The 13843-nt window shown below is 69.8% G+C and carries 11 protein-coding genes; all 11 read right to left on the reverse strand.

Annotated elements, in window-relative coordinates:
* Position 1 precedes the first annotated feature (1 nt).
* Entirely contained in the window at positions 2 to 1210 is a 1209-nt protein-coding gene (locus ED208_RS12020) for a porin family protein (protein ID WP_158608534.1), read from the reverse strand.
* Between the two features lie 4 nt (positions 1211 to 1214).
* Positions 1215 to 2150 (reverse strand): glycosyltransferase family 2 protein, encoded by a 936-nt coding sequence (locus ED208_RS12025; protein WP_123212151.1) that lies wholly within the window; start codon positions 2148 to 2150, stop codon positions 1215 to 1217.
* Positions 2151 to 2437: 287 nt separating this feature from the next.
* Positions 2438 to 3817 carry an undecaprenyl-phosphate glucose phosphotransferase gene (locus tag ED208_RS12030; protein WP_123212152.1) on the reverse strand — a complete coding sequence of 460 codons (1380 nt, stop codon included), beginning with the start codon at positions 3815 to 3817 and terminating at the stop codon, positions 2438 to 2440.
* Between the two features lie 67 nt (positions 3818 to 3884).
* The gene (locus ED208_RS12035) at positions 3885 to 4628 is read right to left on the reverse strand and encodes a WecB/TagA/CpsF family glycosyltransferase (RefSeq protein ID WP_123212153.1); all 744 of its coding nucleotides are present in this window, start codon (positions 4626 to 4628) and stop codon (positions 3885 to 3887) included.
* Positions 4615 to 5973, reverse strand: a complete 1359-nt coding sequence (locus tag ED208_RS12040; RefSeq protein ID WP_123212154.1) for an O-antigen ligase family protein — start codon at positions 5971 to 5973, stop codon at positions 4615 to 4617. The genes ED208_RS12035 and ED208_RS12040 overlap by 14 nt, the downstream gene beginning before the upstream one ends.
* The gene (locus tag ED208_RS12045; protein ID WP_123212155.1) at positions 5970 to 7265 is read right to left on the reverse strand and encodes a lipopolysaccharide biosynthesis protein; all 1296 of its coding nucleotides are present in this window, start codon (positions 7263 to 7265) and stop codon (positions 5970 to 5972) included. The genes ED208_RS12040 and ED208_RS12045 overlap by 4 nt, the downstream gene beginning before the upstream one ends.
* The gene (asnB, locus tag ED208_RS12050) at positions 7262 to 9088 is read right to left on the reverse strand and encodes an asparagine synthase (glutamine-hydrolyzing) (RefSeq protein WP_123212156.1); all 1827 of its coding nucleotides are present in this window, start codon (positions 9086 to 9088) and stop codon (positions 7262 to 7264) included. Before asnB ends, ED208_RS12045 begins: the two co-directional genes overlap by 4 nt.
* A 129-nt stretch (positions 9089 to 9217) precedes the next feature.
* Complete coding sequence (locus tag ED208_RS12055) at positions 9218 to 10174, reverse strand: glycosyltransferase family 2 protein (protein ID WP_123212157.1); 957 nt, start codon at positions 10172 to 10174, stop codon at positions 9218 to 9220.
* Between the two features lie 6 nt (positions 10175 to 10180).
* The gene (locus ED208_RS12060) at positions 10181 to 11044 is read right to left on the reverse strand and encodes a CpsD/CapB family tyrosine-protein kinase (RefSeq protein WP_123212158.1); all 864 of its coding nucleotides are present in this window, start codon (positions 11042 to 11044) and stop codon (positions 10181 to 10183) included.
* Complete coding sequence (locus ED208_RS12065) at positions 11041 to 12468, reverse strand: GumC family protein (protein ID WP_123212159.1); 1428 nt, start codon at positions 12466 to 12468, stop codon at positions 11041 to 11043. The genes ED208_RS12060 and ED208_RS12065 overlap by 4 nt, the downstream gene beginning before the upstream one ends.
* A complete protein-coding gene (locus tag ED208_RS12070; protein WP_123212160.1) occupies positions 12465 to 13766 on the reverse strand; it encodes an SLBB domain-containing protein in 1302 nt (433 codons plus the stop codon). Before ED208_RS12070 ends, ED208_RS12065 begins: the two co-directional genes overlap by 4 nt.
* Between the last annotated feature and the right edge of the window lie 77 nt (positions 13767 to 13843).

A 13843-nucleotide genomic window follows, 5' to 3' on the forward strand; every position in this document is an offset into this window, starting at 1 on the left:
GCTAGTCCCAGGCGGCGCCGTAGCGATAGCTGAAATCGATGCCGACGATGCTGTCGCGGTAGTCGCTGTTGAGCGCGTTGGAGCCGCGTCGCTCGTAGCGGTACTCGGGCAGGATGCTGAAGCGGTAGAACGGCTGGTAGTCGGCGCCCAGGCTGAGGCGCAGCAGGTCGTCGCTTCGCGCCTCACCAAGGCTGGCAATGCCGCTGCTACCCCGGTAGTCGGACTGCACGCGCTCCAGCGCGGCGGCCAGTGCCAGCTTGACGGAATAGCGCCAGTCGGCGCTCAGGCTCAGACCCAGGTTCTCGACGTAGTTGGCGTTCACCTCTTCCACGTAGAAAAGATCGCGATAGACCTCCGCCTTCAGCCGCGTGCGCCCGGAAAGCCGGCGGCTGTAGGCCAGCCGCCCGGTGAAGCCGGAGAAATCCTCGACATCCGCCTGCGTGTGACGGCGCTGGGTGTAGCCGAGCTGGGCGGCGAGATCGGAGAGGCCGCTGGGCGTGTAGCCGGCGCGCAGGATCAGCGAGCGCTGCCTGTAGTCCTTCTCGCGGCCGTCGCCGGCGACCACCACGCGGTTGGGGAACTCGCCTTCCACCTGACGCAGATACAGACCCAGCGACGAATAGCCATCGCGCCGGTACTGGCCGCCGGCTTCGACGCCGGTCTCGGTGAGGTCGTAGTCCTGCGAGCTGAGCAGGCTGGCGCGGCTGGCGTAACGGTCGGCCTTGGCGCTGGCGCTCCAGCGCGGTGTCAGGGCGTAGCGCAGCTCGGCGCTCGCGTTGTCCAGACGCACGAAACCGGGCTGGGTGTCGTCGCGGTAGGCAAAGTTCTCCAGCCGCCGCTGGCGCTCGGCCTTGAGATCGGCACGCCAGTCGGAGCCATAGGCGAGCCTGGCCTCGGCGGCCAGGCGGTAGCGCTGGTGATCGAGCTGGCTCTGCTCGCGGTAGTCCACCTGGTCGAACTCGCCACGCAGCTCCAGGCTTTGCAGGCTGTGGCGCAGCGTCAGGCGGGCGCCGGCGCCGTATTGGCTCAGCGCATCGCCGACCTTGCTGGCCGCACCGGCGCTGGGGGTCTCGGAGGCGCGGAAGATGTTGTCGTCATAGCGCAGCTCCGCGTGCACGGACGGCTTCAGCTCCAGACTCAGCGCCCATGCCGGGGCGGGCGCCACCAGCAGGGCGGCAAGCACCCAGGCGCTACTGGCGCTTGGGCGCACGGAGCTAGTCCCGCTGCTCGCCGGCAACATGGCCACGCAACAGGCGGCGCGGCAGGCTCTTGAGCTGGCTCAGTTGCCAGGCATGCAACTGCTGGCGGAAGTCGCCCTCGTCGAACTGCGGGTCGCCGCGCAGCAGGCTGTGGAAGTAAGCGCCGATCAGGATCAGCCCACCGATCACATAGGGCTGCTCGCGCATGCGGAAGACGCCCGACGCGAGCATGTACAGCGGGTGATAACCGGCAAACCAGTTGCCACGGCCCTGGCGCACGCGGCCCTTGTACACGTTCTTGTCGGAGGAACCCATGATGCGGTGGTGGATCAGCCGCGCCTCCGGATCGTGGAACGACAGCGTCTTCCAGCCCTTCATCCGGCACATGTGCCAGTCCAGCGTGTCCCAGAGGATGGTCTGGCGGAAACCGCCGATGGCCTCGAACGCCTCGCGCCGGTACATCTTGAACTGGCCGGCAACCATGTCGTCGAGCATGAACTCTTCGACATAGCCATCACCCTCGGGCCGGAACACCTTGCCCGAGCAGGCGGCGAGCTTGGGGTCTGCCTCCAGCTTGCCAAGTACCTTCTCGATGTAGCGCGGCCCGAACGACATGTCGCCGTCGAGCTTGGTGATGTAGCGCCAGTCGGGATTCTGAATCTGCGTGCGGCCGTAGTCGAAGGTCACCACCACGCCCTTGCCGACCTGGCGGAAGCCACGGTTGTCGCGCTTCACCAACCGGATCCAGGGATGCGCGGCGGCGAACTCGCGGACGATGTCCGGCGTGGCATCGGTGGAGCCGTCATCGACGACGATCACCTCCTGCGGCTGCCAGCTCTGCGCCGCCAGCGACTCCAGCGTGAGGCGCAGGTACTTCTGCTCGTCGCGCACCGGCATGATGATGACCAGCGGCACGATGCGCCGGCCGGGCTGGAGGGGCATTTCGCTCATGCTTTGCGCTCTGAGTCGTGAAGAAACCGTAGCGAGCATGTCCGCTCGCAACGAATAGGAGCGCAGCAACCGCAGCGCACCATGCCTGCGACCCAGCGACCGCGTAGCGGCCCTTGGGTGGGAGCAGGCATGCGCAGCCGCTCCCGCACCCACGCTGCGCGACGCCGTGTCGCGGCCGCGGTGCGTGAGGATTGCGAGCACCGCATGGTGTTTGGCACGAGGGCCGCGCCGAAGGGGCGGCTTAAGCCAAACACGCGAGCGGGCAGCGCAGTAGGTTTATTCACGGCTCAGAAGGCCATGTCGTCGCGGAACACCAGCACCACCGTACGCACGATGATCTTGAGATCGAACAGCGGCGACCAGTTGCGGATGTATTCGAGGTCGAAGCGGATGCGCTCTTCCATCAGCTCGATGTTGGCGGTCTCGCCACGCAGGCCGTTGACCTGCGCCCAGCCGGTGACGCCAGGTTTGACCTTGTGGCGCAGCATGTAGCGCTTCACTTCCTTGCGCGAGCTTTCGTTGAGCGCCACCGGGTGCGGGCGCGGGCCGACCACGCTCATCTCGCCCTTCACCACGTTCCAGAACTGCGGCAGCTCGTCGAGCGAGGTCTTGCGGATGATCGCGCCGACGCGGGTGATGCGGTTGTCGTTGCGGCTGGCCTGCTTGGTGTCGGCCTCGTTATTGACCACCATCGAGCGGAACTTGTAGACCTCGAAGCGCTGGCCGTTGAGGCCGTAGCGCACCTGCTTGAACAGCACCGGGCCGGGCGAGGACAGCTTCACCGCGATGGCGATGCCGATCAGCACCGGCGTCAGCGCGATCAGGGCGAGGATGCCGAAGACGATGTCGAACACCCGCTTGAGCAGGCCGTCGGCGCCGTAGAACGGCGTCTCGGCGAGTTGCAGCACCGGCACGCCCTCGAACTCGCCGAGCTTGGCCTTGAGCATCGAGAACACGAAGAAGTCCGGCACGTAGTAGAGCGAGGCGGTGGTGTCGCCCAGTTCGTCCAGCGATTGCAGGGCGCGCCGCGAGCCGGAGTCCGGCAGCACCACGAACACCACCTGCACGCCGTGATCCTTGACGTACTGGGCGGCATCGCGCGCCTTGCCGAGCAGCGGCACACCGGGAATGCCGCCGCCGGTACGCACCTCGTCACGGTCGTCGAAGTAGCCGATCAGCCGGTAGCCGCTGGCGCGCGCCAGCTTCTCGGCCAGCACTCGGGCGGAATCGTTGGCGAACACGATCACCGTGCTGCGCCCCTGAGCCAGCTCCGGGACCATGCGCCGGGCGACGGCGGCAGCCAGCAGGTGCAGACCCAGCAGCAGCAGCGGCGTGGTCAGGAACCAGCTGAACAGCACCACCCGCGAGAAGTCCTCGGCGCTGCGGCTGAAAAAGCCGAGGAACAGCAGCAGCGCAACGATCCAGCCCCAGTCGATCAGCACCCGGGTGCCGGTGCTGCCGGCCTGGCCGGGATGCCAGGGCGCGATCAGGTCGTGGCGGCGCAGCAGCAGGAAGCTGAGCACGCCGGCGATCAGTTGCAGCAACTGATAGGGCGCGTCGAAGGGCTGTCCGTAGCCCCAGGCCAGCAGGTACAGGTACAGGCTGACGGCCAGGGCGTAGGCGGCGCCGTTGAGGAACGCAGCATGCTGGCTGGAACTGGAGTTCACGGACGCGAGGGGCTGGGAATTGGAGCGCTGGGGATTATGCCTTGTGACCTGAGGCTGGTCGCATCTCTCAGGGCCGCTCCGGGCTGCCGGGCACCGCCTTGACGCCCTTCAGCGGCAGGCTGAGCAGGAACGGCAGGTCGTGTACGAAGTAGCGCACGAACAGCCGCTGCGGCTCGTGCAGCAGGCGCCAGAACCATTCCAGATACAGCTTCTGGAACAGCATCGGCGCCCGCGCCTGATGGCCCGAGATCCAGGTGAACAACGCGCCCACGCCCCAGCGGTATTGCGGCTGCAGGCGGTCGCGGTAGCGGTTCAGCCACAGCTCCTGGCGGGGAGCGCCGGTGCCGACGATGAGGATGTCGGCGCCGGAGGCGTTGATCTCGGCCAGAACCGCCTCGTCGTCGCTGAAGAAGCCGTCGCGGGCGCCGACCACCTGGATGCCAGGCAGACGGCCGCGCAGCACCTCGGCGGCGGCGGCGGCCACGCCCGGCGGCCCACCCAGGAAGTAGAACTTCGCGCCCCGGGCGGCCAGCCTTTCGATGGCGGCGACGAAAACGTCGGTGACGATGTAGTGGTCGGCCTTGCGCTGGCCGGTCATGCGGGTGGCGATCTTCAGCGAGGTGCCGTCGGGCAGCACGGTGTCGGCGCCTTGCAGCAGGGCGCGGTATTCGGCGTTCTCCGCCGCCAGCCGCAGGCAGTCGATGTTGAGGTAGGTGATGAACACCGGCCGGCCGATACCGTAGTAGCCGAGCACCCGCTCGACCGCCGGTTCGAAGGCCAGATTGTCGTAAGGCACGTCAAGGATGCGCATGGGAAACCCCGGGCGGACTGGCGGAAGTCAGGGCGTCGCCGTGACGGCGACGCAGGTCGAGATCCAGGCTGATCCGCGCCAGGTGCAGCGAGGACAGCACGGTGAGCATGAAGGTCAGCGAGATGGTGCGGAAGAACATGGTCTCCGACAGGTTCGAGACCAGCTGGTAGAACTGCACCGCCGTGTGCAGCGCGAACACGCTGGCCGACAGCGTCGCCAGCCGCGCCGCGCGGCGCAGGTCGAAGGCAATGGCCGCCAGCAACAGGCTGAGCCCGATCAGGCCCAGCTCGTTGGTGGTATCGAGATAGCCGTTGTGGCCGTTGGCGCTGGTCCAGCCGGCCTTGGCGCGGGCGGCGTCGGAGAGCGTGCCCGGCGGCCCCCAGAAGGCCTGGTAGCCGACGCCCAGCCAGGGGTGCTGGGGAATCTCGTCGAGCAGCGCATCCCAGAGCGGGACGCGACCGGTGAAGGTGAGGTCGCGGCCCAGCAGCTTGGTGACCGGCCCCAGCGCCTCGTCGATGCTGGGGAAACCGTTGAGGATCACGAACCACAGCAGCGGCACCAGGAACAGCGCGCCGGCGAACAGCAGGAAGGCGCCCGGTCGCTGCACCAGTCGGGTCTTGAGCCCGGCCAGCATCAGCGCGATCGAGGCCAGGGCGCAGACCAGGGCGGTGCTGCTGCGGGCGCCGATCAGACAGACCAGGCAGATCAGCAGGCCGAAGGCCGCCACCGCCTTGCGCTCGGTGGTGAGCAGGGCATGGGTCCAGAACACTGTCGCCAGACTGGCCAGGGCGCCGAAGCTGTTCTTGTGCACGGTCAGGCCACGCCAGCTGCCGGCCAGCAGCGGCTCGCTCTCGTCGGACTGGTGGATGCCCAGACGCGGCTTGAGCAGCAGGAACAGCAGCGAGGCGAGCAGGAGCGCCAGCATGCCCCAGCGCAGCAAGCGTTCGTAGCGGCCGTAGTCCCAGCAGGCCAGCACCACGCCCCAGCAGATCAACAGCACGCCGACCACCTTGATCGCCCGCCGCAAGCTCAGCGAGGCGTCGTAGGACCACAGCGACGAAGCCACCACCCACAGCACCAGCAGCAGCAGGAAAGGGTTGAGGTGCGGCAGCAGCGCCATGCCCAACCGGAAGCGCGACAGCATCAGCAGCGCGCCGAGGCCGAACAGCGGCAGCCATTGCAGCTTGGCGATGAGGTTGTTGCCGTCGGCATCGGCGTCCGGCCGGCCGACGGTCGCCCAGCTCAGCCCGTCCGGCAGTTCCAGCAGCCACAGCGAAACCAGCACCAGCCCGGCGGTGAGCCAGCGGAACTGCCGGTCGGCGACCCAGCCGCTGGCGGCGGTCATGACCGCAGGTCCGGCGACCGCCGCTCGCGGATGGTCAGCCAGAGCACGCCGAGGAGGTTGATCGCCTCGCCCAGCACCAGGCCCAGGATCGCGCCCGCCACCCCGTAGTACTGGGCGCCCAGCCAGCAGGTCAGCAGCGCCAGCACCGCCGCCACCGAGCTGAGCCCGGTCATGCTGCGGAAGCGCTCGCGCACCAGCAGGCCGGTCATCAGCAGGTCGCGCAGGCCGGAGATCAGGAACATCAGCATCCACAGCAGCAGCATCTGGTCACGGTCGGCGAACTGCTTCTTGAGCAGCACCGCGAACACCCAGTCGCGCAGCAGCCAGAGCAGGCCGAAGTAGATCAGGCTCAGGGCCATCACCACCGCCGCGAAGCCGAGCAGGCGGCGCAGCATCGGGTCCAGGCCCAGGCTCTGGTGCCAGCGCGCCGCCATCGGCAGCAGCAATTGCTTGATGCCGCTGACCATCAGATTGGCCGGCATCAGCAGCAGGCGCACGGCGTTGAGCGCCGCCACCGCCGCCAGATCGAGGGTGCCGGCGACCACGTAGTTGTAGCCCTGGCTGAACGACCAGTAGACCAGCCAGCCGGCCATCGCCCAGCCACCCAGCGGCGCCAGCTCGCGCCAGAGGCCGGACAGCTCCTCGCCGTGCAGGCCGGGCGCGCGCGCCAGTTCGCGGTAGGCGAGTCGGGCGCCGACCAGCGCCGCCAGCGCCATCGCCGCGAACGCCCAGGGCGCCGCCGGCCGGGTCAGCAGGGCGGCTGCGGCGACACCGGCCACCAGCAGCAGCACGTAGACCAGATCGGCGCGCAGCACCGCCTGCGGGCGCTCGTAGATCATCAGGCCGGTGCGCAGGTATTCGCGCTGCAGGGCGAAGTTGGCCACCAGGCAGTACACCGCGCCGAGTAGCGCCAGCGGCAGACTGAACCAGCCGAACAGGCCGAATGCACCGCAGAGCAAGGCCAGGCCGAGGGCGACGCGGGCGACCCAGCGCCCGGACTGACGGTAGAGGCTGGCCAGCATCTGCCGCTTGCGCTCCGGCGACTGCCGTGGTGCCAGCACTGCCAGCGGACCGCCGATGTAGGCGCCCTGCAGGCCGGTGAGCAGCAGCAGGGCGGTGAAGCCGAGCACGTAGTGGCCGTAGTCCTCGTCGCTGCAATTGCGGATCAGCAGCAGGCCGACCAGGAAGTTGGCGGCCGACAGCAGGGCCTGGTCGACCACCGCGCTGCTGAACAGCTTCAGCCAGCGCGAGCGCCCTGCCCCCTCGCCCGGCGCATCGCCTCCCTCGCTCACAGCAGGCCCATCTGCTGAGCCACCACATAGGCCCAGCGGCGGCCGCCGTAGGTATTGCCGGCGGTCAACAGCGGCACCCGGCGCCAGGCGGCGAGGCTGGGCAGGGTTTGCAGCCAGTGGTTCATCGGCAGCGTGAAACCGGTCTTGGGCTTGTTGAGGATCTGGCTCTCCAGCTCCGGCAGCATCTGCCGGATCACCGCCCGCTTGTTGCTGACCGCGCCGCTTTGCAGCGCGGCGGCAGCGGCGCGCAACACCTCGCGGTCCACCAGCGGTGTGCGGATTTCCAGCGAATGACCCATGCCGGCCCAGTCGGAGTCGCGCAGCAACTGGTTGCGCATGTAGTGCCGCGATTCCAGGTAGGACACCGCCGCCAACGGCTGCCAACCGGCGACGGTGGCGTTCTCGGCGGCCAACTGGGCATCGAGATTCCAGAGCCGCAGCGCCTCCTGCGCCGCCTCGCGGCCCATCAGCAGCGGCAGCTCGTAGGGCAGGAACAGCGCCTTCATCATCAGATAGGACGGCGCCAGGCCGTCGGTGTAGCCGAGCAGCGCCGGCCACTTCGGCGTCGACAGGTGCCGGCCGATGGCCGGTGCCGCCCAGGGCAGCAGGCGTTCGCGGGCGAATTTCTGGAACGGCAGCCAGCGCCCGAAGCGCGCCGCGAACGGCGCCTGCTGGAACGAGGGATAGCCGGCCAGCATCTCATCGCCGCCCAGGCCCGACAGCGCCACCTTCAGACCCAGGCCGACGGCGGCGCGACTGATCAGCCAGGTGTTGAGGCCATCGACCGTGGGCTGGTCGACATCGGCGAAGTAGCGTTCGAGCAGGTCCGGCACTTCCGCCGCGCTCAGCACCAGATTGTGGTGCCTGGCGCCGTAGCGTTGCGCCAGTCGCTCGGCGTACTGGCCCTCGTCGTCGGCGGTGCCGCGATAGACATCCGGCACCAGGGTCAGGCTGTTCTGGATCGGCCGGCCGGCACGCGCGGCCAGCGCCAACAGCAACGTCGAATCCAGACCCGAGGACAGGAACAGGCCCACCTCGACATCGGCGATCTGGTGCGCGGCCACCGAGCCGGCGATGGTCTCGGCCAGGGCTTCCAGCGTACCCAGGCCCGGCGCCGGCGCCTGCCGGTAGACCTCCTCGATGGTCTCAAACGGCACCGGCTCGCCACGACGGCCGTCGCTCACCTCCAGCCAGTGCCCGGGCGGCAGCGCCTTGACGTCGGCCAGCCAGGTGCGCGGCTCGGGGATGGCGCCGCGCACGAAGAAGCCGGCGGTGGCGGCGAGATCGCGCTGCGCCGACACCGCCGGCGAGGCCATCAGCGCCTTCACCTGCGAAGCGAAGCGCAGGCTCAGGCCGTCGTCGGCGTAGTAGACCGGCTTGATGCCCAGCGGGTCGCGCACCAGATAGAGCTTGGCGACACGCGCGTCCCAGAGCGCGATGCCGTACATGCCGCGCAGGCGCCGGAAGGCGGCGGTGCCCTCGCGCAGGTAGAGGTGGATGATCGCCTCGGTGTCGCAGCTCGAACGCAGCGGCACGCCGGCGGCGAGCAGCTCGGCGCGCAGCGCCGGGTAGTTGAAGATCTCGCCGTTGAAGCTGATGACCACCTGCCCGTCCGGGCTCGCCATCGGCTGCCGTCCGGCCTCGGAGAGATCGAGGATGGCCAGCCGCCGGTGCCCCAGGCCGATGCGGCGGTCGGGCGACAGCCAGAGCCCGGCACCGTCCGGTCCGCGCGCCTGCATGCGGTCGCGGATCGCCAGCAGCTCGGTCTCATCGACCTGCGCTGCGCGAGGGTGGTAGGCGGCGATGCCGGCGATTCCGCACATGGTCAGTTGGCGTCCGGAGACTGGGCGGGCACCGGGCGCGGCACCGCGTGGAGTGGGCGTCGGTAGCCTACAGGAGCTAATCGCGGATGAAGGTGCATGGGCATAGGCTCGCGGCGGTGCCGGCGCGGCTCAGGCGGGACCACGGCGGCCGGCTGCGGGTGCCGCGTATTCCTGGTAGTGCCAGCCCCAGAGCGTCGAGAGCTTGCCGAAATTGCCCGCCGCCAGCTGCAACCAGCGCGCAGCGCGGTGCCGGCCCAGCGGCAGGCACAGCAGACAGAGCGTCGCCGCCACCGCCAGCTGCACGGCGGCGCGCAGGTAGAACAGCAGCGGCGACCAGGGTCGGATCACGCCGAAGCGGCCACGCCGCCAGTTGCGGGCGTAGTCCTGGTTGCCGCGCACCGCGCGCAGCAGGATCCAGCGCAGGTTCAGGCGCGCCTCGACGACCGGCTCGGTGACGGCCGCTTCCTGGCAGGCCACCAGCCGCGCGCCGCCCTGCACCAGTCGGGTGAGCAGGTCGCTGTCCTCGCCGCCAGTGAGGCCATAGGCCTCGTCGAACGGCCCTGCCAGCGCCCGCAAGTGCGGGCCCGAGAGCAGGGCATTGCCGATGCCGACGCTGTTCAGCGGCATGATCTCGCCGGTCGGCGTGTCGCGCGCCGGCTGGTAGAAGCTACCCCGGCGTATCCAGGCCGGCGCCGTTTCCGGCACCACTGACACCACCGGCGCGATCACCCCGTCGGCGCCAAAGCGGGCGGCGGTGTCGAGCAGGGTTTGCAGCCAGTGCGCGGGCGCGCGCTCGTCGTCGTCGAGCAGGGCCAGCCAGTCACCGCCGGCCAGCGCCACGGCGCGGTTGCGGGTGCGCGAGATGTTCTTCACCGGCTGGATTTCGTACAGGATCGGAAACGGTGCGCCGGCGCGTGCCGCCTCGACGCTGGCCAGGCCGCTGCCTGCGGCCTCGTTGTCGACCACCACCACCTCGTCGGGACGGCGGCTCTGGGCGATCAGGTCGGCCAGCAGCCAGCCCAGCTGCTCCGGCCGCCGGTAGGTGCAGATGCAGACGCTGACCCGGACGCTGGGGGGGAAGGACATGTGTCGCTAGATTCGATTGAGGACGCCGCCCAGTACCCGGGCGCGGGTGCTGTGCAGGCGCTGGATCAGGGTTTTCCAGTCGCGCGTCGGCGTGCGGTGCAGGCGCGCCAGCGGCAGTGCCGCGCCGGCGTGGTTGGCCACCGCCAGCGCGTCGGAATAGCTGGCCACCGCCGGGGTGTCGAACACGATGTGCCGGTAGCGGCGCCGCCAGCCCACCAGCAGGGCATCGAGCGCGTCGGACGACAGCAGCTCCAGCGGGTTGCCGGCCGCGCGTCCGGCGGTCAGCAAGCTCAGCTGCGGCAGGCCGTTGACCCCGTGCAGCTGCGGCGGCGCGGTCTCCGCCAGGGCGTTGGCGAGCCCGCGCGCATTGTCCAGCCCGAACAGTGGGTGCAGGCCCGGGTTGCGCATGTCGGCGTCGACCAGCAGCGTCGGCTGGTTGAGCTGGGCGCAACTGATCGCCAGCTCCGCCGCCAGCCGGCTGCGGCCCTCGCCGCGCTGGCTGCTGACCACCGCCAGCACATTGGCAGCGGCCTCGCCCTGGCGCATCAGCACCGCAGTGCGCAGCACCCGGATCTGCTCGCTGTGCGGGTGGAAGGGATCGTGGGCAACCACCAGCTGCGCATCGGCCTGGGCACGCGCCGGGCGGCCGGATTCCAGGTTGCGGCTGGCGCCCAGCGCGGCATCGACATCGGCCTGGGTGACCAGACCCAGGCGCAGGGCCGCCTCGGAGAAGCGCAGTTCCTCGCGGGCGCGCAGCTCGGCAATCGCCTGCAAGGCGTCCTCGCCGAGGCCGGCGTAGCGGATCAGGTACTGGGCGACGTGCGCCGGGTCTTCGGTATTGGCGAACTGGCGGCCGGGAACCAGGCTCATTTCAGCGTCCCCAGTTCCGCCAGCACCGGCTCGGCCATCTCCCGCTCCATGTCCTCGGCGCAGCGGACGCGCCGGTGCAGCAGTTCCCAGCCCAGGCAGCCCGCCATCGCCAGCAGACCACCGGCCAGCAGGCCGAGAATGAGGTTGACCCGGGCCTTGGGCTTGATCGGCTTGGTCGGCACCGGCGCGGTGCTGACCACCGAGACGTTGCTGTACTTGGTGGCGCTGGAGCGCAGCACCGTCTCGTAACCCTGCACCGCGCGGTCGTAGACGGTCTTGGCCGCCTCCAGCTCGCGCAGCAGGCTGGCACCTTCCTCCTGCAGACGACGGGTCTCCAGCAGCCGCTCGCGCTGCGTCGCCGCCGCCTCGGCGACGCCGGCGGCACCGCCGCTGGCGCGTGCGGCATCGCCGCGCACGCTGTCCTGGAACAGCTCGCTCTCCCGGCTAAGACGGGCGCGCAGGCTGGCGATCTCGGTGGCCACCGCGACGTACTCCGGGTGCCGTGGCCCGAGCGTCTTGGACAGCTCGGCCAGCCGCGCCTCCTGGCTGCTCAGCTGGGTCTTGAGGTTCTGGATGTAGGAATTGCCCAGGAATTCGATGTTGGCCTCGCCGGCGCCGCTGGCCCGGCGCTGGCGCTCGTACTCCTGGCGACGCAGCGCGGCACTGCGGGCGTCCTCCTGCGCTTGCAGCCGGCGCTGGTTGAGATCGAGCAGGCTCTGCGCCTCGACATCAACCCGGGCGTCGAGGTCGATCAGGCCGCTGCGCTCGCGGAAGGCGCTGACCTTGGCCTGCGCCGCGTCCACCGCCTTGCGCAGGCTCTCCAGCTGCTCGGCGTACTCGCGGGCGCGGGCCTGCGCCGGCTCCAGGCTGCGCTTGAGGTGCAGATCGGCGTAGGTCTCGGCGATGGTGTTGACCGCGCGCGCCACCTCGGCGGGGTTCTTGCCCTGCCAGCTGATGCTGATCAGCCGGCTGTCCTTGTAGGGCGCAACGCTGAGTTTTTCGGCCAGCACCTTTTCCATCAGGTACTGGCGCAGCTCGCCGTCGCGGCTGGCGACATAGCCCTTGGCGAACTCCGGCTTGCCGACCCAACCGAGCCGGTCGATCACCGGCAGCAGCACGCTGGGGCTCTCGATCAGCGCCTTCTGGGTGGACATGTAGCTGGTCGCCAGCATCTGCGGAAAGTCGCGGCCGCTGGCCGGGTCGTTGACCTCGAAATCGACGTACAGCGAGGCATTGGCCTCGTAGACCTTGTCCAGCACCAGCTTGCTGAGCACCCCGGCCAGCAGGCCGCAGCCAAGCATGCTGCCGAGGATGATCCAGCGGTAGTAGCGCAGCGCCGCCCACACCTGCCCCGCCGAGATGCCGGGCGTGAGATAGGCGGCCGGCAGCAGCGCCGGGCTCGGCTGGATGGCCGGGTCGCTCAAAACAGCCTCTCCCGTACGTAGATGACGTCGTTGGGCAGCAGCGCGTCGCTGAGGGTCGCCGCCTCGGTGTGCAGGCCACCCTGATCATCACGACGGCGGATGTCGATACGGCGGTCGCTGCCCTTGTCGGTGAGCCCGCCGGCCAGCGACAGCGCCTGGATCACGGTGAGCCCCGGCTTGAGCTTGTAGGCATTGGGCGACTTCACCTCGCCGTAGATGTAGAACAGCTCGGCCTTGGGCACCACCACGGTGTCGCCGGCGAGCAGCTCGAAATACTGCTGGCCGGCCCCGGCCTGCAACAGCGCGTCGAGGTCGATCTCGTAGCGGGTCACCACGCTGTCCTCGGGGCGCAGGATGTAGGCGAGCTGGGCGCCGCCGTCATTGATGCCGCCGGCCAGCGCCAGGGCGTCGAGGATCGACAGCCGGGTGCGCATCGGGAAGCGACCCGGCGACTTCACCTCGCCGAGCACCGACAGCTGCTGGCTCTGGTAGTCGCGCAGCGTCACCGTCACCTGCGGATCGACCAGGTACTGGCCGTCCTTGTAGGCCTGGGCGATGCGCTGCGCCGCCTGCTGCGGCGTCAGCCCCAGCACCGGCACGGCGCCGATCAGGGCGGTGGTGACCAGGCCGTCGCCGGAAACGTTGCCGGTGGCCGACAGCTCCGGCCGCCCCAGCACGCTGATGTCCACGGTGTCGCCGGCGCCGATCACGAAGCCGGGCATGGCAGCGGGCGGCGGCATGTGCCCCACCGGGGTGCGATTGCTGCCTTCCGGGATCACCGCCTGCCGCCAGGCCGGTGTGATCGCGGCGACGAGTGGCGCGGCGGACGGCGCGGCCACCGCCGGCAGAGGCTGCGACTGCGGCGGACGTGCCGCAGGCGGGCTGGTCGGCGGCGAGGGTGCGGGTGCAGATGCCGGTGCAGGCGAAGACGGCGCGACCGCTTCGGCGGGCGCCTCCGGCCAGTCCGGCAGCGAACCCAGGGGATCGCTGGCGAGGTAGATCGCCGGCCGTCGCGGGCTGGCGTCCTGGCTGACGATCTCCGGCGGAGGCGGCTGCAACGGTGGCAGGCGCTCCGGCAAACGCCGCAATACCGGCGGCGGGGCCATCTCGCCGGTCGTCATCGGCATTGCTGCGACATCGGCGGCGGCGGGCGCCGGCAGGCCAGCGGCCTCCCAGGGCGGAGGCACCTCGGCGACGGGCATCAGCCAGGCGCAGGCCGAGCACAACAAGCCCAGGGCCGGGGCCACCATGCCCAGCCCGAACCGATGCCGTCGCTGCTTGCCCGCCGTCTTGCCCATACCCCCGTGCACGCCGGGAAGATCGTGATGTTCGAGATTATCACGAAGCCCTTGTGGTCCCGACGGTCGGCAGCCAC

The sequence above is a fragment of the Stagnimonas aquatica genome (assembly GCF_003730135.1).
In the GTDB taxonomy this organism is placed as follows: domain Bacteria; phylum Pseudomonadota; class Gammaproteobacteria; order Nevskiales; family Nevskiaceae; genus Stagnimonas; species Stagnimonas aquatica.